Genomic DNA, 20,859 nt, shown 5'->3' with positions numbered 1-20,859 from the left:
TTGGTTATTATAGTGTGTTAATATGTCGAATAAATTTTTTTTTGAAGTCATTGAAATCTCGTTTTACTTATTTATTCTGAGTTATCAACATAGTTATTTTTGGTTAAATGATTAATTTATAAGACTTTTTGTATTTTAATTAACAACGGTTGACAACCAAATTTGATTTGATTTTGTAGATAAGTTGATATGTTGATTTCTGTTGAAAATGGTATTTTTGATATTGATAACTTTTCCAAAAATTCACGAAACTTTTCTTGCATATTTAATTCCTGTTTTGGATTAGGCATTTTTTTGAAACAACCAAAAAAAACTTCTAATTTTCTTTTCGAACTTATTAACATTTTCTGTTAACTTAAAGTTAATTGAATATCAAGCAATTACAAACTCCTATTAACACCTCAAAATTTTAACAAATATTCTGTTTATTCTTCATTGATTATGAGATAGTTATAGAGTTATTAAAATTGTTAATAACCTATAAGGTTTTGACAGTAAGATAGTTGTGATTCTTGTTTTTTTGAAACGAATTACACGAATGTGTACGAACTTATATTGGAATGTTTATATAGTATTGAAAAAGAAAATAATTTGTGAAAATTGGTGTAATTCGTAGCAACCATTTATTAATTGAGTAAATTTGCATAACACAACTTAATAGTATAGAAAAATGAAAATTTCGATAGGAAACGACCACGCAGGACCAGAATATAAAAAAGCAATTGTTGAAATGCTGAAAGCTAGAGGATATGAAGTAACTAACTATGGTACAGATACTGATGTTTCTGTTGATTATCCTGATTTTGGACACCCGGTGGCAAATGATGTATCTGAAGGGAAAGCTGATTTTGGAATCGTTATCTGCGGAAGCGGAAACGGAATTGCAATGACTGTTAATAAACACCCTAAAGTACGAGCTGGTTTATGCTGGACTAAAGAAATTGCCTATTTAACTCGTTTACATAATGATGCAAATATTGTGAGTATTCCAGCAAGATTTACCTCAATTCATCAAGCTGTTGAAATCGTTGAAACTTTCCTTGATACCGCTTTTGAAGGTGGTAGACACCAAAATAGAGTGAATAAAATTGCTTGTGCATAAAAAGTCAAAAAAAAATTCGGTGCTTCGCACCTAGTAATAAACACACCGGGCCGATTTTTTAATTTGCCCGTTTTTTTATTTAAGTATTTATAATTCAATTATTTAAACTTGTATAAGATCAATGTTTTTTGAGTTATCAACAATGTTAATATCTACTTTTTGTAATTCATAAAGGCAATTATAAGTAATGCTTGAATTATTAAAATCAAAACAAACTTCACAATAAAAGAAGTTTTACTCGTTTTATGTCTAAATAATAACATCGCTGTTAATAACCCCGGTGAACCTCCAATTAAAGCCATGAGAAACAAGGTTTTTTCAGGAATCCTTCGGTTATTTTTTCGGGCTTGAGATTTGTCATATCCAGCGAAAATAAAAACGAGAACATTTATAAATAAAAAATATAGTAATAAAACTTCCATTGGTTTAAAATTAGAAACAAAGATATTATTTTAGCCAAATGATTTACTATTTTGCAGAAACGTTTTAACAAGTAAATTACACTATTTTAAGTAAGAAAATCATTTCATTAAAAGTATGACTAATATTCAATTCATTGCCAAGTCTGTGCAGGCGCCAGCAGTTAGTATTCAAAACACAGTAAAATTATTAGAAGAAGACTGTACGATTCCGTTTATTTCGCGTTACCGAAAAGATGCTACCGGAAATCTTGATGAAACTGTAATTGAGCAGATTGCAAAACTTCAAAAAGATTATGATACACTTATAAAACGTAAAGAAGCTGTTTTAAAATCTATTGAAGAACAAAAAGCACTTACGCCAGATTTGAAGAAAAAAATTGAAGACAGTTTTGATTTACAAGAAATCGAAGATTTTTACCTTCCATACAAAAAGAAGAAAAAAACAAAAGCCGATGTTGCACGCGAATTAGGTTTAGAACCTTTGGCGAAATTGATTATATCTGAAAGTGATGCTGATATTGATTTTATTTCAACACAGTACATTAATGAAAATGTTATTAACGAAGAGGCCGCTATTCAAGGTGCAAGAGATATTGTAGCCGAATGGATCAATGAGAATATCTACGTTCGTAAACAGCTTCGTAGATTATTTCAGCGAAAAGCGACGATTACTACAAAAGTGGTTAAAAAGAAAGCGGAAGAAGAAGGAGCACAGAAATTCAACCAATATTTTGATTGGGAAGAACCTTTAACAAAAGCGCCTGCGCACCGTTTATTGGCAATGCTTCGAGCAGAAAATGAAGGTTTTATCAAAATGAAAATAGATGTTGATATCGACGATGCGTACGATGTTATTGACGAAATTATCATTAAAAAACAAAATAATTCAACAGCTCATTTGCAATTAGCAATTGAGGATAGTTATAAACGTTTATTGAATCCAGCAATTGGAAACGAAACCCTGCAAGAAGCAAAAGCAAAAGCTGATGCGAACTCAATTCAGGTTTTTGCCAACAATTTAGGTCAGTTATTATTGGCTCCGCCGTTGGGAGAAAAACGTATTCTGGCAATCGATCCAGGATTTAGAAGCGGTTGTAAAGTCGTTTGTTTGGACGAAAAAGGCGATTTGTTATACAACGAAACCATTTATCCGCACGCGCCTCAAAATGAGGAATCGATGGCGATAAAAAAAATTCGTTCGATGGTAAATGCGTATCAAATTGATGCGATTTCTATTGGAAACGGTACAGCTTCTCGCGAAACTGAATTTTTCATCAAAAAAATCGCGTTTGACAAACCAGTTCAGGTATTTATAGTTTCTGAGGCTGGAGCTTCAGTATATTCGGCTTCCAAAATTGCGAGAGAAGAATTTCCAAATTACGATGTAACGGTGCGTGGATCGGTTTCTATTGGAAGAAGACTTTCAGATCCGTTGGCCGAATTGGTAAAAATCGATCCAAAAGCGATTGGAGTAGGGCAGTATCAGCACGATGTTGACCAAACTAAATTAAAAGAAGAATTAGATAATACGGTTATTCGTTGCGTAAACTCGGTTGGAATTAACATTAACACGGCAAGTAAACATTTACTAAGTTATGTGAGTGGAATCGGGGAGAAGCTGGCTGAAAACATTGTACAGTATCGTTCTGAAAACGGGCCTTTTGAAGATAGAAAACAGTTGAAAAAAGTACCTCGTTTGGGAGATAAAGCCTATCAGCAAGGAGCAGCGTTTATTAGAATTACAAATGCTAAAAATCCGCTGGATAATTCGGCGGTGCATCCAGAAGCTTATTCGGTTGTTGAAAAGATGGCAAAAGATTTGAATATTTCTCTAAACGAATTAATTGCTAACAAGGAGAAAACAGCACTTATTAAAGCAGAAAAGTATGTTACTCCTGAAATTGGTTTACTTACACTGAAAGACATCATTAAAGAGCTTGAAAAGCCTGGATTAGATCCAAGAAAGTCGGCTAAGGTTTTTGAATTCGACGCAAACGTAAAATCGATCAAAGATGTGAAAACTGGAATGATTCTTCCGGGAATTGTTAATAACATTACCAACTTTGGCTGTTTTGTTGACATCGGAATTAAAGAAAGCGGATTGGTTCATATTTCGCAGTTAAAAGCGGGGTTTGTAAGCGATGTAAATGAAGTGGTGAAACTGCATCAGCATGTTGATGTAAAAGTTACTGAGGTTGATGAAGATAGAAAGAGAATTCAGCTGACGATGATCTTGTAAAATCCCAATTTATAAAATTCTAAATCCCAAAAAATTTGGAATCATTAAATAAAAAAACGCCCAAATTACAATCGTAATTTGGGCGTTTTGATTTAAAGTTATTTCAAAATGACTTTTTTAGTAATACTTTTAAAATTCTCATTAGATATTTTTACAAAATAAACACCTCTTGATTGGTTAGCTAAATTTATTTCTGTCAATTCTGAAATTGTTTTTTGCTGATGAATAACACTTCCAGAAGAAGAAATTATCGAGATAGTAGATTGCCCAGGCGCGTTAACTGTGATTCGATCAGCACTCGGATTGGGGTAAAGCGTGACTGTAGATTTTTCAATATCGAAAGTATCATTAGACAATGTGGCGTTTATAGGTAAATAGAAATTACCTGTTAGTAAAAAGGAGTATAATGTTTTTAATGTTTGATGAAAATAATTATTTGGCTCGTTGAGGTTTTTTAAATCAGTATAAGATGCATCTAGATGATTCTGATTTTCTCCAGCCATTGCAGCGCAGGCAAATGCACCTACAAAAGTAGCATTATGCCACTGTCCGCTTACGGTTCCGTTTTGGTTGTAACCGTCTTTAATGTTGGCAGATCCGCCAAGATTTACACGAACAAAATCCGATGATTTTTTAGAGTAAGTTTTCGCATCAGCGTTTCCATACCATAAATAATCAACTGCAATTCGCCAAGGTGTTCTTGCAGCGTCATAAGTATATAATTTTCCAGCGTTTGCATAATTTCCAGCTTGAGAAGAATACGCTCCAGAAGCTTGGCACCAATCTGAAACTAGTCCGCCTACAGCATTATTTTGTGTCAAATTGTTGTTGATAACCGTATAAGCTTTAGCCGCAACCTGATTCCAAAAAACAGCATCGTTTGTATAAACTCCAAAAGCGCGATAATAAGCTGGTGAGAAGTAAGAAGGATTGGTAATCTGGCTTCCGCCGAATTGGTCTCCAGGTTTTAAAACGTAAGTATTGGCTTCGATTTCATAATTTTTAATGGCAGAAATTAAAGCTGTTGCCTCACTTTTGTAATTAATAGTTCCAGTGCTTGCCCATTGGTAATCGGCGACAATAAGAGCAAAGGCTGCGTCGAGTTCGGCATCGGTTGCGCCGTTATAGCCAATAGTTCCAGAGCATCCACTGATTTTCCAGTTCATAACCTTGTTAGCGTTTACGTTGTCTTTGTAATACAGCCAAAGTCCATCGAAAAGTAATTTATCTGCTTTGTAAGCAGAAAGGAGCATGCCGTAAGCGATTCCTTCAGAAACCGTTTCAGACGAATTATCAAATTTTACGCGGTAGCGCCCATTAGAACAGGATTCAACAAAATTGTTTTTCCAGACATCATAATTGGTTTGAGCATCCTGACTGCTTCTGGGGACAGCCATAAGTCCATTTCCGTACACCTTGTTGGCGGGAAAAGGCTGTGTTTGCGATTGACTTTCTATAGCTAGAAGAAAGGCGATCACGAAAAATAGGTTTTTCATATTTAAAAAATTTAGGGTGCCTAAAAGTAAGATTTTTTAGATATAAAAAAAATCCCAAACTACAATTTGTAATTTGGGATTTAATAAGTTTTTCGAATTTATTATTTCGTTTCTTCTTCTTGTTTTTTAGAAGCAGCAGGTTGATCGTCTTTAGCAGCGTTTTTAAATTCCTTAATTCCACTTCCTAAACCTTTCATTAATTCTGGAATTTTTTTACCTCCAAAAAGTAATATCACAATACCTACGATAACAAGGATTTCTGTAAGACCTAATCTTCCCATGACTAATATATTTAATGCCGAAGCAAATTGTTTATCTTAATTATTCCGCAAAGGTATATAGAAATATACGAAATAGAAGTATTTTTAGTTTAAAATATTTCGATAAGACCACGTTAAATATTTTATAAAATCGTAAATTATAGCTCTTCATGAAATTTTTAGAACAAATATCATGACGATTAATTACTATATTTGCTAGCATAAAGATGTAGAATGACTAAGAATAAGAAAAAGAATTTTAGGAAAAAACTATTCATTAAAAACAGATTAGTAATTTTAAATGAAGACACTTTTGAAGAGATCTTTTCTTTTAAGCTTACTTTAATGAATGTGTTTGTAACGTTTACTTTAGGCGGAATATTTCTAATTTTGGTTACAACTTTCATTATTGCATTTACCCCACTTCGTGAATTTATTCCTGGATATTCTTCGACAGAATTAAAACGAAATGCTACGAAACTGGCTATTAAATCAGATTCTTTAGAAACGGCTTTAAAACAAAATGAAGTTTATATAAAAGGGATTCAGAAAGTTTTAAAAGGGGAATTAGAATATTCAAAATTTAATAAAGATTCTATCTTAGCAGAATCTGTTGAAGATGCTTCAGATTTAAATATGAAAGCATCTGATGCAGAAATAAAGCTAAGAGAAGACGTAGCCGAAACAGAAAAAGAGTTGAAGGCAAAATCTCAAGACAAAAAGAAAAGTGACAAAAAATAATACCACTGAAAATGTCAATTAAGTCAATTGCGGCGAAAATTTTGGCCCGAAAAATATATAAGCAAACGCTTAAATGGACTGAAAAACCAGTTGAAACCCAACAACAGGTTTTTAAAAGTTTGATAAAGAATGCAAAAAGCACTGAATTTGGAAAAGATCATCATTTTGATCAGATAAAAAACTTTGAGGATTTTCAGAAACGCGTTCCTGTAAGAGATTACGAAGATTTGAAACCGTATGTTGAAAAGGTTGTAAAAGGCGAATCGGATATTTTATGGAAAGGAAAACCATTGTATTTTGCTAAAACTTCGGGTACAACCTCGGGAGCAAAATTTATTCCGCTAACCAAAGAATCGATGCCTTATCATATAGAAGCGGCTCGAAATGCGATTTTACATTATATTCATGAAACTGGAAATGCTGATTTTATTGACGGAAAAATGATTTTTTTGCAGGGAAGTCCAATTCTAACCGAAAAATACGGAATTAAATTCGGAAGACTTTCTGGAATTGTAGCACACTTTGTTCCTAAATATTTACAGAAAAACAGAATGCCATCTTGGGAAACCAATTGTATTGAAGATTGGGAAACCAAAGTAAATGCTATTGCAGATGAAACAATCAAAGAAAATATGTCGGTGATTTCTGGAATTCCGTCTTGGGTGCAGATGTATTTTGAACGTTTACAGCAAAAAAGCGGCGGAAAAAAGATTGGCGAGATCTTCAAAAACTTTAATCTGTTTATTTACGGAGGTGTAAATTACGAACCTTATCGCGCCAAATTTGAAAACATGATTGGTCGAAAAGTTGATAGTATCGAATTGTTTCCTGCTTCTGAAGGTTTTTTTGCCTATCAAGATTCTCAGAAAGAAAAAGGAATGCTTTTATTGTTGAATTCAGGAATTTTCTACGAGTTCATAAAAGCAGACGAATTCTTTAATGAAAATCCTAAAGTATATACAATTGGGGAAGTTGAGGTAGGAGTAAACTACGTTTTGATTATTTCGACCAATGCAGGACTTTGGCGTTATAATATTGGAGATACTATTCAATTTACCTCTTTGGATCCGCATCGTGTTATAGTTTCTGGACGTATTAAACATTATATTTCGGCTTTTGGCGAACACGTAATTGCCAATGAGGTCGAAAATGCGATGAAAGAAGCCGTAAATTCTACTAATATTGTAATTAACGAATTTACCGTTGCACCACAAATAACGCCTGCAAGCGGATTACCTTATCATGAATGGCTAATAGAATTTGAAAAAGAGCCTGAAAACATGGAAATTTTTGCAGAAACGATTGACAATTCAATGCGTAAGCAGAATATTTATTACGATGATTTAATTACCGGAAACGTTTTACGAAAAGTAGTGATCACGAAAGTTTCTAAAAATGGATTTCACGATTACATGAAATCGCAAGGAAAACTGGGCGGGCAAAATAAACTTCCTAGATTATCAAATAATAGAGATATTGCAGATAATTTAAAGTAGAATTTAGCTTTTTCAAAAAAACCTTCTAACAATTTGTTAAATGGTAATTCTTTAAAGTTATATATATAATTCCTACTTTCGCCTTTCGAAATATTCGAATCTTCTTTAAAAATAAAAGTTGATTTTTTAAATAAAAAGACATGAAAGAAACCAAACATATATCAAGATCTAGAGCGCAGGAATCTTCTGCGGCGATAGAAAAAATGTACATTACAATGCGCCATTTATTCAACCGTGGTTTTTACAAACCAATGGGAGTTTCGGGCGATAGTTTAAGAGAATCATTATTAGCATTACGTCCTGAGATTTACGGGAATATTGCCGAAGAAAAAGTAGAACTTAACGGACTTTTATATGTTATTGAGCGTCTTCCGATAGGAATTGAGCAATGCCGTTTTATCAATTTAACTTCAGACGAAGGATATTCTAAATCGCATTTCCAAGCAATTGTTCCTCCAAAAAGAAAAAGAAACTGCTATAGAATCGACGAAGAGCAAATGAATGTCGAAATCACGCGTGGACGTTCAGACATTTACGATATTCTAACCCACTTGACTTTCATTTTCATTGAATCTCATAAAATTAAAAATAGAGTTTTAATAGACGATGGAGGAGAGGTTTCTCGCGATTGGCAGAAACTGGAACAAGCTGTTATGCAGACCAAAAAGCTTACTTTGGTAGAAAAAGAAAAAGCGATTTCTCATGTTGCGAATATTTTGGCGAGAACTTTTGAAGAGGTTTTAGACATTTACGACGCATTTGGTTCAGAAACTGCGCCAGATCGTTTCTTGCACGTTATTTATTGGTTAGGAAAATTAGCAATTGAAGAAATTGTTGAAAATAATAAACGTACAATTACTTTTAGCCCAGTTTTACGTGAGCGTCTGGGACACCATATTCACGGAGAAATTTGGGCAACAAATATCAAAGAAGTTCTTAAAGCAAATGATTTGCTAAAAAGACCAATTCACGTCATTAGCGCTAATATGCATAGCGTAATGAATTCGATTTTTGCAACACCATTGTTAAAAACAAAATACAAAGGAAAAACAGATTTCTTTATTTATGAAGAATTAAGCGGTTCTGGTTCAAAAGAAATTAGATCTCAAGTAGAAGATTTGGCTTTAAAAAATGGAATGATTTCATTGCCAGATTGCTCAGGAACGAATATCGATGTTCAAATTTTTGATACCGCTAAAATTGACTGGTCAAAAACAGCATTTTCTCATGCTAATGTTGGGGAAGATAAACCAGTAATTATCGTAATGGATTATGCTTTTGGCGAACAAGCCTACGAGACTATCGATGAACTTTTAAAACCATATAAAAAAGAAACTTTACTAAATGTAAAATCAGTTTCTATTATGGGTAAAGCGGGAATTCTAGAAGGTGGAAAAGGAGATATTATGATTCCGTCTGCACATATTAACGAAGGAACGGCTGATAATTATTTCTTTGAAAATGAACTTAATGGCGCAATGTTCGAAGGAAATGATATTGATATTTATGAAGGAGCGATGGTTACCGTTTTGGGAACTTCGTTGCAAAATAGAGATTTATTGAAATTTTTCCACGAATCGACTTGGGGAGTAATTGGTCTAGAAATGGAAGGTTCTTATTACCAAAAAGCAATTCAGTCGGCATCAAAAATTAGAAAAAGTGTACCGCACGATATTAAAGTTCGTTATGCGTATTATGCTTCAGATAATCCTTTAGAAACAGGAAGCACTTTGGCTTCAGGCGGATTAGGGACAACAGGTGTAAAACCAACTTATTTGATTACCATTAAAATTTTAGAACAGATTTTCAATTTATAATAGCGCTTTTAAATGAGTACAAAAGTACCGCAGAATACAGAAGATCAAGAGATTGATTTAGTTCTGATATCAAAGAAGTTTAGTAATTTTTTTGCTAGAATTAATACTTCTATTTTTAAAGGAATTCAGTTTTTTATAAAAAATTGGGTAATTGTTTTGGTTTTAGTTTTGCTAGGGTTTGGTTTAGGACTATTTCTAGACATTACTCAAAGAAAATATACGCATGAAATTATTGTAGCTCCAAATTTTGAGAGTACTGATTATTTATATTCAAAAATTAATTTAATTGACTCTAAAATTAATGAAGGCGATACACTCTTTTTAAAAAATACTGTTGGAATTCAATATCCTAAAAACCTTAAATCTATTGAAATAAAGCCTATAACGGATATCTATAAATTAATTGAAAATAAACCCGAAAATTTTGAATTAATAAAATTGATGTCAGATAATGGCGATGTCAAAAAAATTATAGAAGATAATCTGACAAGTAAAAATTACCGATATCACAGAATTTCTATTATGACAGATGGATTACTTGATGATAAAAAAGGTACAGAGCCATTTTTGAGTTTTTTAAATAAAACAGATTTTTATAAAAAAATTCAAGACGTGCAATTAGCTAACGTTAAAGCGAAAATGGAGCAAAATGATGCGACAATTTCTCAGATTGAAGGCATATTGAATGAATTTTCTAATAAAGCAAATAACTCTCAAAAAAGTGATAAACTAATTTATTATAATGAGAACAATCAGCTTAACGATGTTATTAAAACAAAAGGGGATTTAGTTAGAGAACAAGGAAATCATAGAATTGAATTAATAGGCTACGATAAAATTATAAAAGATATTAGTACAACATTAAACATTGAAAAAGAAGGTATCCTTTACGGAAAAAAGAAACTGTTTTTTCCTTTCTTATTTGTTTTTATTTATATTTTGCTACAATTTTTTAAGGCTTTTTATAGAAAGCAAAAGTTATTAGTTGTAGATAAAATAGCATAGAAGAAATATTAATATAGATAAAGCATTTTTAAACTTTAAAAACTAAATTAGCCCAAAAATTTAAAATGAGAACAAAACTATTTTTTGCAAGTTTGATTTTATTCGTCACATTTACTTCATGTAAGAAAGAAGTTAGTAAAGAAGAGGTTAAACCCGCTGAAGTTGAAACAAAAAATAATAATTTTCAAGTGACTTTAACAGCAACAGTAAAAACGGACGATAATTTTCAGTTGTATTATAGCCAGGATGCTTATGAGGCTCCTTATAAAGAAGAAAATTCAGTTTGGACAGCTGTAAAAGGCAGTGATAATCCGCAAGACATTGTTTTTAATCTTCCAGAAGATGCAATTCCGAATTATATCCGAATTGATTTTGGAACAAATGAAGACCAAAAAGAAATCATTATCAAAAATTTTAAAATGAAGTATTACAGTAAAAGTTTTGAAGCTAAAGATTCCTTATTTTTCAACTATTTCATTCCAAATGATTGTATAAAAATTGTAGATAAGAAAAATGCTGTTATACAAAACTTCAAAACTAAGGAAGGAAAATATGATCCGTTGTTTTATTCTGAAAAAGCACTTTATGATCAAATACAATTAATCGTAAAATAACGATATTTTATAAATATTTAGGAGCCACATTTTGTGGCTCTTTTTATCTGGTTTCGATACAAATATTTTTTAACTTTTTTATAATGAATTTCGTAGCTTTTAAAATTAACCAAAAGCTTTATTCTAATTTCTAAACAAATCCTGTAATCTTGTTTAAATTAAATTACCAAAATATATTGCAAAATAGCCGAATCAGGAATTTTGTTATTTACGGAATTGGTCAGATTGTTAATCTGGTGAGTCCGCTTTTGGTAATGCCATATTTGGTAACTATTTGTGGAAAAGAAGGATTAGGTAAGATTGGAGTAGGATTTTCGTTTGCTTTAGTATTAAATGTCTTGGTCGATTACGGTTCTTATATTAACGGAACTAAAGAAATATCAATTAACAGAAATAACGCTGAAATTATAAGAAAGAAAATAGTTTCAATTTATGTAATGAAGTTATTTTTGATTGTAATTTTATTGTTTACAGCTCTTTTCCTGGTTTATTTTATACCCTTTTTTAAAAAAGAACAGGCTGTATTCTTTTTCAGTTTTTTATATGTGGTTGGTCAATTAATAAATCCCACTTGGATTTTTCAGGGTCTAGAAAATTATAAATGGATTTCCTTCATCAATATTATTTCTAAAGCAATATATGTAGCTGGGATCTTTATTTTTATTAATAAAAAGGGAGACTACATTTTTGCCAATGCTTATTTAGGATTGGGATTAATTATTTCGAGTTTGATAGGATTAATTAGTCTGATCGAAAAATACAATTTAAGATTCTACCGTAATGTCACTAAAGATGCGGTGCTGTTGTTAAAAGAGGAATTTTCTCTGACTTTTTCTCAGTTGTTTCTTTCATTTTATCAATATCTGCCAATAATGATCATTAGTTATGTAGGAGGAAATAATATGGCCGGACAATATAGAATTATAGAGCAGATTGTTATGACTTTCAGAACCTATTTGCAAATGTTTTTTAATTTCATTTATGCTGATGTTTGCCTGCAGATACATACGAGTTTAAAAAACGGAATTTCTAATTGGTTGAAGTATAATGGTCTAAATTATTTGTTTATCCTATTATTAGTAGTTGTTGCATTTGTATTGACAGATCAGATTTTAATGTATTTCAATATTTCTTCAAATGAATTAGATTCTATGGCATTCTTTTTCAGACTAGGTCTGATTATTCCTCTGTTTATGGCAATTTCCTTTGCTTTAAAACAATTACTTTTTGCATTAGACAAGAATAAAATGTACATAAATATTACGATTGGCTCTTCTATTTTTAGTTTGTTCGTAATTTACTTGTTCGTAAAAAACATTGGACTCCAAGGTGCTTTTTTGGCTACAATTGTTATCGAAATAATGGTAATCCTTTTATATTGTACTGTTTTAAAACCAATAATTAGATTGAACAAGTAATAATGAATATCAAGATTTATAAAAGTTTTCCGTATCAAGTTTTATTTTTGCTATGCATTGTAGTTTCCTTGTTTGCTAATTACGAACTTACTTTTGCAGTTTGGTCTTTAACTTTATTGGTAACCGTTAAAAGAAAATACTCTTTTACTATAATTCAATACAATGCCATTTTTCTCCTAATACTTTTAATTGCAATTGTTTCTACTTTTTTCAATAATACAACACCATTTTTATTCATAAGAGATTTTACTTATCTCGTTAAACCGATTTTAGGATTATTTGTAGGTTATCAACTATGCAGATTTAGTAGTAAGCTAGGATTAAAAGTCATGGTTTATACAGGATTAGCGATTGCTATTATGCACTTGTTAATGATACTTTTTGCTGTAATTGAATTTAGAACTTTAAGTGTAAATCTTTTAAGAGAACATGGAGGATATTTTAGTGATTATGAAATCTATATACTAATTATTCTTATTTTTTATAAAAACCTGAAATTAGAAATTTCCAAGAATCAAAGATTGCTTTTAATAGTCATAATTGGTTTATCAAGCTTTTTATATTTGGCTCGTACCAATTTGATTCAATTTATAATTCTATATGTTGGTTTAAAAGGATATTTAACTTTTAATAAAAGATCTTTAAAAGTAATTTTATTGGTTCTAGTGGCTGTAATTGTAGGCTATACAGCCATTGTTTATATTAATCCAAAAAGAGAAGGAAAAGGAATTCAAGCTTTTTTGTATAAAATAAAAATTGCTCCTCAGGAAGCTTTTAAAACAAAAATAGACAAGGATGACTGGAAAGATTTTAATGACAATTATAGATCATTTGAAAATATAATTACTGTAAAACAAGTTTCAGCTAACGGAAATAGGGCTATAATTTTTGGTGAAGGCTTAGGATCAACTCTGAATTTGGGTAGAAAAATTTGGACAAACGACCACGAATATGTTCAGTATATTCCAATTGTACACAACGGATATATGACTGTATTTTTAAAATCAGGATTATTAGGTGTTTCATTGCTACTGATTTTTTTGATTGTTTTATTCAGACAAAAGAAATCTGATGTAGAGAACGTGCAGACAATAAATTATTTATTAATAGGCTCAAGTGTTTTTCTGATAGTTTCAAACTGGGTATTTTTAGGATTGTATTTAAAATTAGACAACAAATCGATAATAATTGGATTCTTGATTGCTCTTAGAGAAGTAATGATTAGAGAGCATAATAGCCAAAAAAGAATAAAAGATGAATATTAAAAACACAACCAGTATTTTTGTTGACTGTCATGTTTTTGATAGTGGTTTTCAAGGAACTAGAACATATATACAAGGTTTATATTCTGAGTTGATTATAAAAAGAGATCTTCATTTCTTTTTAGTGTCTTCTAATCCAGATAATTTAGCATCTATTTTTGGCAATCATTCAAATGTTACGTATTTGAAATATAAATACGAAAACAAATATTTGAGATTGCTTATTGATATACCGCAAATTATAAAAAAACATAAAATAGATTTTGCTCATTTTCAATATACCGTTTCACCGTTTAAAAGGTGTAGATACATTGTTACAACACACGATATATTGTTTATTAATTTTCCAGAATATTTCTCTTTTTTCAGCAAAATCATCAATACGTTTTTATATAAACAAAGTGCCAAATGGTCAGAAATCAGATTAACAGTTTCAGAATTTTCTAAACAAAAAATCCATCAGCATTTTGGTTTTTCAAATTATGAAATAACGCCAAACGCAATTGACAATGTATTTTTTGAAGATTATGATAAAGTGTTAATTAAGAATGAAGTAGCCCAAAAATTTTCATTAAAAAAATATATTATTTATGTAAGCCGGTGGGAGCCAAGAAAAAATCACCAAATGGTTTTAAAGGCTTTTTTAGACTTGGAGTTGTATAAAGAATACGAGCTTCTTTTTTTAGGAAATGATACGTTATCTAATCCTCAATACAATGAAATTTTTAGCCAAGTAGATTCTGAAATAAAAAAGAAGATATTTACTTTAAAAAACACCGATTTTAATACCATGTTATTACTACTAAGAGGGGCAGATGCATCTGTTTATCCTTCTATGGCTGAAGGTTTTGGAATTCCTCCATTAGAATCAGTAGCAGCAAAAATTCCGACAATTTGCTCAGATAAAACAGCTATGTCAGATTTTAGCTTTTTTGAAGACTATTATTTCGATCCTCATAATCAGATTGATTTTAATGATAAACTTCAAAAAATCTTAAAAGAAAACTTAGGCACAGATTTTAAAATAATGGCACAAAAGATTAAAGAAAAGTATAGCTGGAAAAAATCAGTAGAAATAGTATACCGTCTTATAAAACAGAATCAGTAATTAAATTATCTAATTACTGATTTTTAGCAGTATTGCTTCCAAACAACTTATTTTTCGTTTGCACTAAAAAGTTATAATTTTTTGCAAATTGTTTCTTTAAAAAAGAAGCATCTTCTTTTGGAAACCAATCTGTTGTTCGCGGTTTTTCAATTTGTCTTTTATGAATTTGATAGGCGTACGTTGCGATTGATGTTCTATAACTTCCTTCTGGAAAATAAGTCATATCATATCCATGAAGTGTGTAAGGAGCACATTGTTGGATAATTAATCGATTAAAAGGAACATCAAGTTCAGCTTCTTCTTGAGTTCTTAAATCACATATTTTTAAACCTCCTTTATATTCTGGTTTCCAATCTTTATTTAGATATAAAAGCAGATTCAATTCTCGATACCAATCTTTGTTTATAGGATGATAATTAAAATCTAAATGCATATCTAAAAAACTATTTTTCTTGCCCTGATGTAATCCTCCACCGTGATTTTTCGGGTCAACAAAAATTGATTTTGATGTTATATAAGATATGATTTTATTGAATCTTTCAGATGAGAGGTCATCATATAATTCATGAAGTTCAGGGCCTAATTCTCTATAATTTGATTTTTCAAATTTATTATTTGCAAAAGAATAATCGCGACTCTTGTTGTTGAGTTCAGGAATACTTTTATGAGCTTTGAGTAATTTTTCTTCTTCACAAAAGTTATCAATTATTAAATGCGGAAAAGGGTTTGCTGTTAAATACTTTAAGCGAAGATCATCTAAATGGTTTTCGAGATATTCAAAATTTATCATAAATATTGCTATAAGCTGCTTTCAAACAAAAATAGGAATTTAATTATGTATTCATAATTTAAAATAGAATTTGTTATAACTAAATTTTAATTTTTAAAATCATTATTTTTGGCTTCTGATTGATAAAAAAATAGATGAAAATAGCCATTCTTGGTACTAGAGGAATCCCTAACAATTATGGCGGATTTGAGCAATTTGCAGAATGTTTTGCAGTGTATTTAGCGCAGCAAAAACATGAAGTTTATGTATATAATTCACATAATCATGTTTTTCAAGAAAAACAGTATATGGGAGTACATATTATTCATCAATATGATCCCGAAGATAAAATGGGTTCTGCAGGACAATTTATTTATGATTTGAATTGTATTCTAGATTCAAGAAAAAGGAATTTTGATATTATCTTGCAATTAGGATACACAAGCAGTTCTATTTGGTCTTTTCTTTTCCCTAAAAAATCGACTATTATTACCAATATGGATGGATTGGAATGGAAGAGAACAAAATATTCTAAAACCACCCAAAAGTTTTTAAAATTTGCAGAACAAAAAGCAGTGAAAAGCAGCAATTATCTGATTGCCGATTCACTTGGAATTAAACAATATTTGCAAGAGAAATACAATGTAGAAGCAACTTACATTGCGTATGGAGCTGAGCCGTTCCTTAAACAAAATGAAGAATTACTTTCAATCTATAATGTAGAAAAAAACAACTACAATCTATTAATCGCTCGTTTTGAACCTGAGAATAATATCGAAGTAATTTTAGACGGAATTGTCGATAGTAAAGATGATAAGGTTGTATTGGTTGTAGGAAACAGTAATAATAGTTTTGGGAATCATCTTAAAAATAAATTTAACAGTTATCAAAATATACGTTTTACAGGCGGAATTTATAATAAAGAACATTTAGATAATTTGAGATATTTTTCTAACCTATATTTTCATGGGCATTCAGTAGGAGGGACAAATCCGTCTTTACTGGAAGCGATGGCGGCAAAAGCATTAATTGTAGCGCATAACAATGAGTTTAACCGTGCTATTTTACCAGAAAATGCATTTTACTTCTCGGATGCAACAGATGTTAAGCGTCTCATAGAAACGGTAAAAAGAACAGATCATGACCAAATGGTTCAGGATAACTTCGATACTATAATTCAAGAATTTAATTGGAATAAAATAAATGAATCCTACCTCAGATTATTTGAAAAAAGTCTTCAGTAAAATTGATGAATTATGGCAGAATAAAACATTGCTCATTTTTCTTTTAGCCGCAATGTTGATTGCCCTTCCATTGAAACATTCAATAGGAAGTTTAACCTGTATTGTTTTTTTACTGGTTTCTTTAGTCCAATCAAAAAAAGCAAATTTTTCAATTCCAAAGGTTTTAGTATTTCCAATTCTATTGTATGGTTTAATGCTTTTATCACTTATCTGGACCATAGAAAGTAAGCAAACAATTAAGGGGTTACAGAAAGAAGTTTTATTTTTATTAATTCCTCTAGCATTTTGCAGCTTGCCAAAAATAAATCGAAATGATGTAAATAAGGTTTTCAGTTGGTATAGTTTTGCAATGGTAGGTTTTACGGTTTTCTATATTTTAAAGGCAATTGTAAGATTTATAAATTCAGGAAATAAAGAAGTCTTTTTCTACCATGAACTCGTTACTTTAGAATTGAATGCTATATATATGGCTGTTTTTGTTTCATTGGCCATGTTTTTCTTTCTAGCTAAAAAAGAAAAGGCAATTATCGATAAAATAGCATTTACGATCCTTATTGTTTTTATTTTTTTATTATCATCGAAGAATATTATCATAGTCGATTTAATAATGATAATAATATATTACTCGTTTTTTTCTGATGTTTCTAGAAAAACGAAGAAAGCAATATTGGTGGCAGTCATTATATTATCTGTGAGTTCTATACTTTTTATTAAACCCGTTAGAGATCGATTTATGATTGAATTTGAAACTGTATTTGTTGATGGATCTTTGAATGAAACTACAGGAAAAAATCAAGGACCAATTTATAATATTAGTCTAAAACAAGCTTGGAACCAAGATCAATTTCAACAAAATGATTTTTTTCCAGGAACAGCTTTTCGACTTTTTCAAATTAGGATTTTTAAAGAAATGCTTGTGGAAGAGAATATCTTTTTCACAGGATTTGGATTAGATGCTTCTCAAAATAAAATAAAAGAAAAAGTAAAAGAACATAATTTATATCCCAATTATGGCGAGTTTAATTTCCATAACGAATATGTTCAAATATTTTCAGAATTAGGAATATTTGGCTTTTTGACAGTTGTAATGATGTTGTTTACCACCATTAGAAAAGGAATTGCTACTAAAGATTTTGTACATATTGCTTTCGCGGTAACAATGATAGTCTTATTTTTGACCGAATCTTTTTTGAGTCGACAAAGAGGAATAATTTTCTTTATAATTTTTTACTGTATGCTTAATTTGGTAAACGATTGTAATGAACAGAAAATATTGAAATGAAAAGAATACTTATTACCGGAGCGGCAGGATTTTTAGGATCACATTTATGTGACCGATTTATCAAAGAAGGTTATTTTGTAATCGGAATGGATAATCTGATTACGGGAGATCTTAAAAATATTGAACATTTATTCAAATTAGAAAACTTTGAATTTTATCATCATGATATTACTAAGTTTGTTCATGTTCCTGGAGATTTAGACTATATATTGCATTTTGCTTCGCCGGCAAGCCCAATTGATTATTTAAAAATTCCGATTCAGACTTTGAAAGTAGGATCTTTAGGAACTCATAATCTACTTGGATTGGCGAGAGTAAAAAAGGCTAGAATTTTGATTGCATCAACATCAGAAGTTTACGGAGATCCTTTGGTACATCCGCAAACAGAAGAATATTACGGAAACGTAAATACAATTGGTCCACGTGGTGTTTATGACGAGGCAAAACGTTTTCAGGAATCTATAACAATGGCGTACCATACTTTTCATGGCGTAGAAACCAGAATCGTTCGTATTTTTAATACTTACGGACCAAGAATGCGATTAAATGACGGACGTGTAATTCCTGCTTTTATCGGACAAGCACTTCGCGGAGAAGATTTAACAATTTTTGGTGACGGAATGCAAACACGTTCTTTCTGTTATGTTGATGACCAAGTTGAAGGTATTTACAGATTGTTGCATTCAGATTACGTATATCCAGTCAACATTGGAAATCCAGACGAAATCACGATCAAAGATTTTGCAGAAGAAATTATAAAACTGACAGGAACAAATCAGAAAGTAGTTTATCATCCTTTGCCAATAAACGATCCTTTGCAACGTCAGCCAGATACCACAAAAGCAAAAGAATTGTTAGGTTGGGAAGCAAAAGTAAACCGTGCAGAGGGAATGAAAATTACCTATGAGTATTTCAAATCATTATCTCCTGAAGAACTTGCAAAAGAAGAACATAAAGATTTTTCAAGCTACATTAAATAACATTCAACTTTGAAAGACATTCAATTCTAATGAACGATTTAGTATCTATTTTAACTCCAACATATAATACTGAAAAGTTCATTAGATCAACAATAGAATCAGCTCAAAACCAAACCTATACAAATTGGGAAATGATTTTGGTTGATGATGCTTCTACAGATAATACGGTTGCTATAATTGAAGAATTTGTAAAAAAAGACAGTCGAATAAAGCTTTTCAAACTACCAGAAAATCGAGGAAATGGTTTTGCCAGAAACGCCGCTTTAGAAAAAGCCACAGGAAAATATATTGCCTATTTAGACGCTGATGATTTATGGTTTCCTGAGAAATTAGAAAAACAGATTCAGTTTTTAAAAGCAAATAATTTACACTTTACTTTCAGCTTTTACGATTCTATTGATGAGGATGGAAATAATTTGAATAGAAAAGTAGAATCACCAAATCCGTTAACTTATAAACAATTGTTTTTCTGCAATTATGTAGGCAATTTGACTGCTATTTATGACGCGGATTATTTTGGGAAAATTATCTTGGAGACGTCGCAAAAAAGACAAGATTGGAGAATATGGCTTACGATTTTAAAACAAATTAAAATAGCAAAACCAGTTCCAGAATCTTTGGCTTTTTACAGAATTAGAAAAGATTCTGTTTCCTCTTCAAAATTTAAATTGATTAAACATAATTTTGGTGTTTACAGAGAATTTCACGGATATAATTTTGTGTTTTCTATTTTATTGATGATAAGGTTTTTGTTTACTCAATTGATAATCAAATCAAAATATATAAAGAAGATTTAAAATTCAACTTGAAGTCGCAAATAGCGACTTCAAGTTTCAAGGTCACAAATTGTGACCTTGAAGAATTTCGCTTAGAATTGGAGGTCGCAATTTGCGACCTCCAATTTTTTTAAATAATACGTTTCGAATTTTAAGGTCGCAATTTGCGACCTTAAAGATTTTAGTTTAGAATTGGAGATCACAATTTGTGACTTCCAATTTTTTCAAACCGTAATATAAATGACAAACTTGAGGTCGCAAATTGTGACATAAAGTTTCTAAGGTCACAATTTGTGATCTTAAAGAATTATTTTTTATAGCCAATCTTTACTCTTTCAGATTCATCTTCTTTCTTTTCAGTTAATTCATCTAAATAAGAAAATACCAATTCAATGTTTTTATCGTGATTTTCTAACTTCTTCTGAATCTGAGTATCCAAAAGCATTTGTCTCACTTTTGTGAAAATACGCATGATTTGTATATTGGTTTGAATGGCTTTGTCGCTTTTTAAGATGCTTGAAAGCATTAAAATTCCATGTTCTGTAAAAACAAAAGGCAGATATTTTTGACATTTACCTCTTCCTTTCTCTAAGGTCACAATTTGTGACCTTAGAGAATCATATTCTATTTTTAGTAAGTTCAAACATAAAATCTTCCGGAAATCGGGATAAATTTCTTTTAACAGATTGTTTTAGAACTTTAGTTTCTATTTCATAAAGCAAAGCCAAATCCCGATCAAGCATCACTTTTTGACCGCGGATAAAATATATTTTATTTGAAATTGTTTCTTCAGAAAGAAGAGATTGATCTTCCATAAGTTTTTAATTA

The 20,859-nt window shown here is 30.8% G+C and carries 20 protein-coding genes; 14 read left to right on the top strand and 6 right to left on the bottom strand.

Annotated elements, in window-relative coordinates; genetic code table 11:
* Positions 1-670: 670 nt before the first annotated feature.
* Positions 671-1,102 carry a ribose 5-phosphate isomerase B gene (gene rpiB / locus SOM12_RS21320; RefSeq protein WP_320495362.1) on the top strand — a complete coding sequence of 144 codons (432 nt, stop codon included), beginning with the start codon at positions 671-673 and terminating at the stop codon, positions 1,100-1,102.
* Between the two features lie 152 nt (positions 1,103-1,254).
* Here the strand turns inward: rpiB and SOM12_RS21315 are convergent, their stop codons facing one another.
* Complete coding sequence (locus tag SOM12_RS21315) at positions 1,255-1,524, bottom strand: DUF1294 domain-containing protein (protein ID WP_320495360.1); 270 nt, start codon at positions 1,522-1,524, stop codon at positions 1,255-1,257.
* A 115-nt stretch (positions 1,525-1,639) separates the two neighbouring features.
* Between SOM12_RS21315 and SOM12_RS21310 the strand changes: the two genes are divergently transcribed.
* Positions 1,640-3,763, top strand: coding sequence for a Tex family protein (locus tag SOM12_RS21310; protein ID WP_320495359.1), 2,124 nt, complete (start codon positions 1,640-1,642; stop codon positions 3,761-3,763).
* 98 nt (positions 3,764-3,861) lie between these two features.
* On the opposite strand, the gene SOM12_RS21305 is transcribed toward SOM12_RS21310, so the two are convergent.
* Positions 3,862-5,259: a glycosyl hydrolase family 8 gene (locus SOM12_RS21305; RefSeq protein ID WP_320495357.1), complete on the bottom strand. Its 1,398-nt coding sequence runs from the start codon at positions 5,257-5,259 to the stop codon at positions 3,862-3,864.
* Between the two features lie 101 nt (positions 5,260-5,360).
* Positions 5,361-5,540, bottom strand: coding sequence for a Sec-independent protein translocase subunit TatA/TatB (locus SOM12_RS21300; protein WP_008465789.1), 180 nt, complete (start codon positions 5,538-5,540; stop codon positions 5,361-5,363).
* 213 nt (positions 5,541-5,753) lie between these two features.
* On the opposite strand from SOM12_RS21300, the gene SOM12_RS21295 reads away from it, so the two are divergent.
* The 8 genes from SOM12_RS21295 (at position 5,754) to SOM12_RS21260 (ending at position 14,980) form a co-directional block, all read left to right on the top strand.
* Complete coding sequence (locus SOM12_RS21295; protein ID WP_320495352.1) at positions 5,754-6,260, top strand: peptidase; 507 nt, start codon at positions 5,754-5,756, stop codon at positions 6,258-6,260.
* Positions 6,261-6,271: 11 nt separating this feature from the next.
* Positions 6,272-7,756 (top strand): GH3 auxin-responsive promoter family protein, encoded by a 1,485-nt coding sequence (locus tag SOM12_RS21290; RefSeq protein WP_320495350.1) that lies wholly within the window; start codon positions 6,272-6,274, stop codon positions 7,754-7,756.
* Between the two features lie 140 nt (positions 7,757-7,896).
* The gene (locus tag SOM12_RS21285; protein WP_320495348.1) at positions 7,897-9,573 is read left to right on the top strand and encodes a DUF6909 family protein; all 1,677 of its coding nucleotides are present in this window, start codon (positions 7,897-7,899) and stop codon (positions 9,571-9,573) included.
* 12 nt (positions 9,574-9,585) lie between these two features.
* On the top strand, positions 9,586-10,578 hold the full coding sequence (locus SOM12_RS21280; RefSeq protein WP_320495347.1) for a hypothetical protein: 993 nt from the start codon (positions 9,586-9,588) through the stop codon (positions 10,576-10,578).
* Positions 10,579-10,643: 65 nt separating this feature from the next.
* Positions 10,644-11,192 carry a hypothetical protein gene (locus SOM12_RS21275; RefSeq protein ID WP_320495346.1) on the top strand — a complete coding sequence of 183 codons (549 nt, stop codon included), beginning with the start codon at positions 10,644-10,646 and terminating at the stop codon, positions 11,190-11,192.
* Between the two features lie 176 nt (positions 11,193-11,368).
* Positions 11,369-12,610: an oligosaccharide flippase family protein gene (locus tag SOM12_RS21270; protein WP_320495344.1), complete on the top strand. Its 1,242-nt coding sequence runs from the start codon at positions 11,369-11,371 to the stop codon at positions 12,608-12,610.
* A 2-nt stretch (positions 12,611-12,612) separates the two neighbouring features.
* Complete coding sequence (locus SOM12_RS21265; RefSeq protein WP_095930581.1) at positions 12,613-13,875, top strand: hypothetical protein; 1,263 nt, start codon at positions 12,613-12,615, stop codon at positions 13,873-13,875.
* The gene (locus SOM12_RS21260; RefSeq protein ID WP_320495343.1) at positions 13,865-14,980 is read left to right on the top strand and encodes a glycosyltransferase family 1 protein; all 1,116 of its coding nucleotides are present in this window, start codon (positions 13,865-13,867) and stop codon (positions 14,978-14,980) included. The genes SOM12_RS21265 and SOM12_RS21260 overlap by 11 nt, the downstream gene beginning before the upstream one ends.
* Before the next feature lie 13 nt (positions 14,981-14,993).
* Here SOM12_RS21260 and SOM12_RS21255 read toward each other — a convergent pair whose 3' ends face one another.
* On the bottom strand, positions 14,994-15,770 hold the full coding sequence (locus SOM12_RS21255) for a 2OG-Fe(II) oxygenase (protein WP_095930583.1): 777 nt from the start codon (positions 15,768-15,770) through the stop codon (positions 14,994-14,996).
* 134 nt (positions 15,771-15,904) lie between these two features.
* Between SOM12_RS21255 and SOM12_RS21250 the strand changes: the two genes are divergently transcribed.
* The 4 genes from SOM12_RS21250 to SOM12_RS21235 all read left to right on the top strand — a co-directional run bounded on the left by SOM12_RS21250 (position 15,905) and on the right by SOM12_RS21235 (position 20,052).
* Positions 15,905-16,993 carry a DUF1972 domain-containing protein gene (locus SOM12_RS21250; RefSeq protein ID WP_320495340.1) on the top strand — a complete coding sequence of 363 codons (1,089 nt, stop codon included), beginning with the start codon at positions 15,905-15,907 and terminating at the stop codon, positions 16,991-16,993.
* Between the two features lie 181 nt (positions 16,994-17,174).
* Positions 17,175-18,275, top strand: a complete 1,101-nt coding sequence (locus tag SOM12_RS21245; RefSeq protein ID WP_320495339.1) for an O-antigen ligase family protein — start codon at positions 17,175-17,177, stop codon at positions 18,273-18,275.
* Positions 18,272-19,255, top strand: a complete 984-nt coding sequence (locus SOM12_RS21240; protein ID WP_177211503.1) for a UDP-glucuronic acid decarboxylase family protein — start codon at positions 18,272-18,274, stop codon at positions 19,253-19,255. The genes SOM12_RS21245 and SOM12_RS21240 overlap by 4 nt, the downstream gene beginning before the upstream one ends.
* A gap of 29 nt (positions 19,256-19,284) precedes the next feature.
* Positions 19,285-20,052, top strand: coding sequence for a glycosyltransferase family 2 protein (locus SOM12_RS21235; protein ID WP_095930587.1), 768 nt, complete (start codon positions 19,285-19,287; stop codon positions 20,050-20,052).
* A gap of 286 nt (positions 20,053-20,338) precedes the next feature.
* Here the strand turns inward: SOM12_RS21235 and SOM12_RS21230 are convergent, their stop codons facing one another.
* On the bottom strand, positions 20,339-20,629 hold the full coding sequence (locus SOM12_RS21230) for a hypothetical protein (protein ID WP_320495336.1): 291 nt from the start codon (positions 20,627-20,629) through the stop codon (positions 20,339-20,341).
* A gap of 19 nt (positions 20,630-20,648) precedes the next feature.
* Positions 20,649-20,846 (bottom strand): ORF6N domain-containing protein, encoded by a 198-nt coding sequence (locus SOM12_RS21225; protein ID WP_320495334.1) that lies wholly within the window; start codon positions 20,844-20,846, stop codon positions 20,649-20,651.
* Positions 20,847-20,859 lie beyond the last annotated feature (13 nt).

Source organism: Flavobacterium sp. CFBP9031, from assembly GCF_034044945.1.
Taxonomy (GTDB): Bacteria; Bacteroidota; Bacteroidia; order Flavobacteriales; family Flavobacteriaceae; genus Flavobacterium.
The sequence above is the reverse complement of the archived record's forward strand: the minus strand, read 5'-3'. Positions and strand labels throughout refer to the sequence as shown.

What these genes read in the sequence shown, in the direction of transcription:
- rpiB (WP_320495362.1), top strand. Translation starts at nt 671, where the DNA reads ATGAAAATTTCGATAGGAAACGACCACGCAGGACCAGAATATAAAAAA.
- SOM12_RS21315 (WP_320495360.1), bottom strand. Translation starts at nt 1,524, where the DNA reads ATGGAAGTTTTATTACTATATTTTTTATTTATAAATGTTCTCGTTTTT.
- SOM12_RS21310 (WP_320495359.1), top strand. Translation starts at nt 1,640, where the DNA reads ATGACTAATATTCAATTCATTGCCAAGTCTGTGCAGGCGCCAGCAGTT.
- SOM12_RS21305 (WP_320495357.1), bottom strand. Translation starts at nt 5,259, where the DNA reads ATGAAAAACCTATTTTTCGTGATCGCCTTTCTTCTAGCTATAGAAAGT.
- SOM12_RS21300 (WP_008465789.1), bottom strand. Translation starts at nt 5,540, where the DNA reads ATGGGAAGATTAGGTCTTACAGAAATCCTTGTTATCGTAGGTATTGTG.
- SOM12_RS21295 (WP_320495352.1), top strand. Translation starts at nt 5,754, where the DNA reads ATGACTAAGAATAAGAAAAAGAATTTTAGGAAAAAACTATTCATTAAA.
- SOM12_RS21290 (WP_320495350.1), top strand. Translation starts at nt 6,272, where the DNA reads ATGTCAATTAAGTCAATTGCGGCGAAAATTTTGGCCCGAAAAATATAT.
- SOM12_RS21285 (WP_320495348.1), top strand. Translation starts at nt 7,897, where the DNA reads ATGAAAGAAACCAAACATATATCAAGATCTAGAGCGCAGGAATCTTCT.
- SOM12_RS21280 (WP_320495347.1), top strand. Translation starts at nt 9,586, where the DNA reads ATGAGTACAAAAGTACCGCAGAATACAGAAGATCAAGAGATTGATTTA.
- SOM12_RS21275 (WP_320495346.1), top strand. Translation starts at nt 10,644, where the DNA reads ATGAGAACAAAACTATTTTTTGCAAGTTTGATTTTATTCGTCACATTT.
- SOM12_RS21265 (WP_095930581.1), top strand. Translation starts at nt 12,613, where the DNA reads ATGAATATCAAGATTTATAAAAGTTTTCCGTATCAAGTTTTATTTTTG.
- SOM12_RS21260 (WP_320495343.1), top strand. Translation starts at nt 13,865, where the DNA reads ATGAATATTAAAAACACAACCAGTATTTTTGTTGACTGTCATGTTTTT.
- SOM12_RS21255 (WP_095930583.1), bottom strand. Translation starts at nt 15,770, where the DNA reads ATGATAAATTTTGAATATCTCGAAAACCATTTAGATGATCTTCGCTTA.
- SOM12_RS21250 (WP_320495340.1), top strand. Translation starts at nt 15,905, where the DNA reads ATGAAAATAGCCATTCTTGGTACTAGAGGAATCCCTAACAATTATGGC.
- SOM12_RS21240 (WP_177211503.1), top strand. Translation starts at nt 18,272, where the DNA reads ATGAAAAGAATACTTATTACCGGAGCGGCAGGATTTTTAGGATCACAT.
- SOM12_RS21235 (WP_095930587.1), top strand. Translation starts at nt 19,285, where the DNA reads ATGAACGATTTAGTATCTATTTTAACTCCAACATATAATACTGAAAAG.
- SOM12_RS21225 (WP_320495334.1), bottom strand. Translation starts at nt 20,846, where the DNA reads ATGGAAGATCAATCTCTTCTTTCTGAAGAAACAATTTCAAATAAAATA.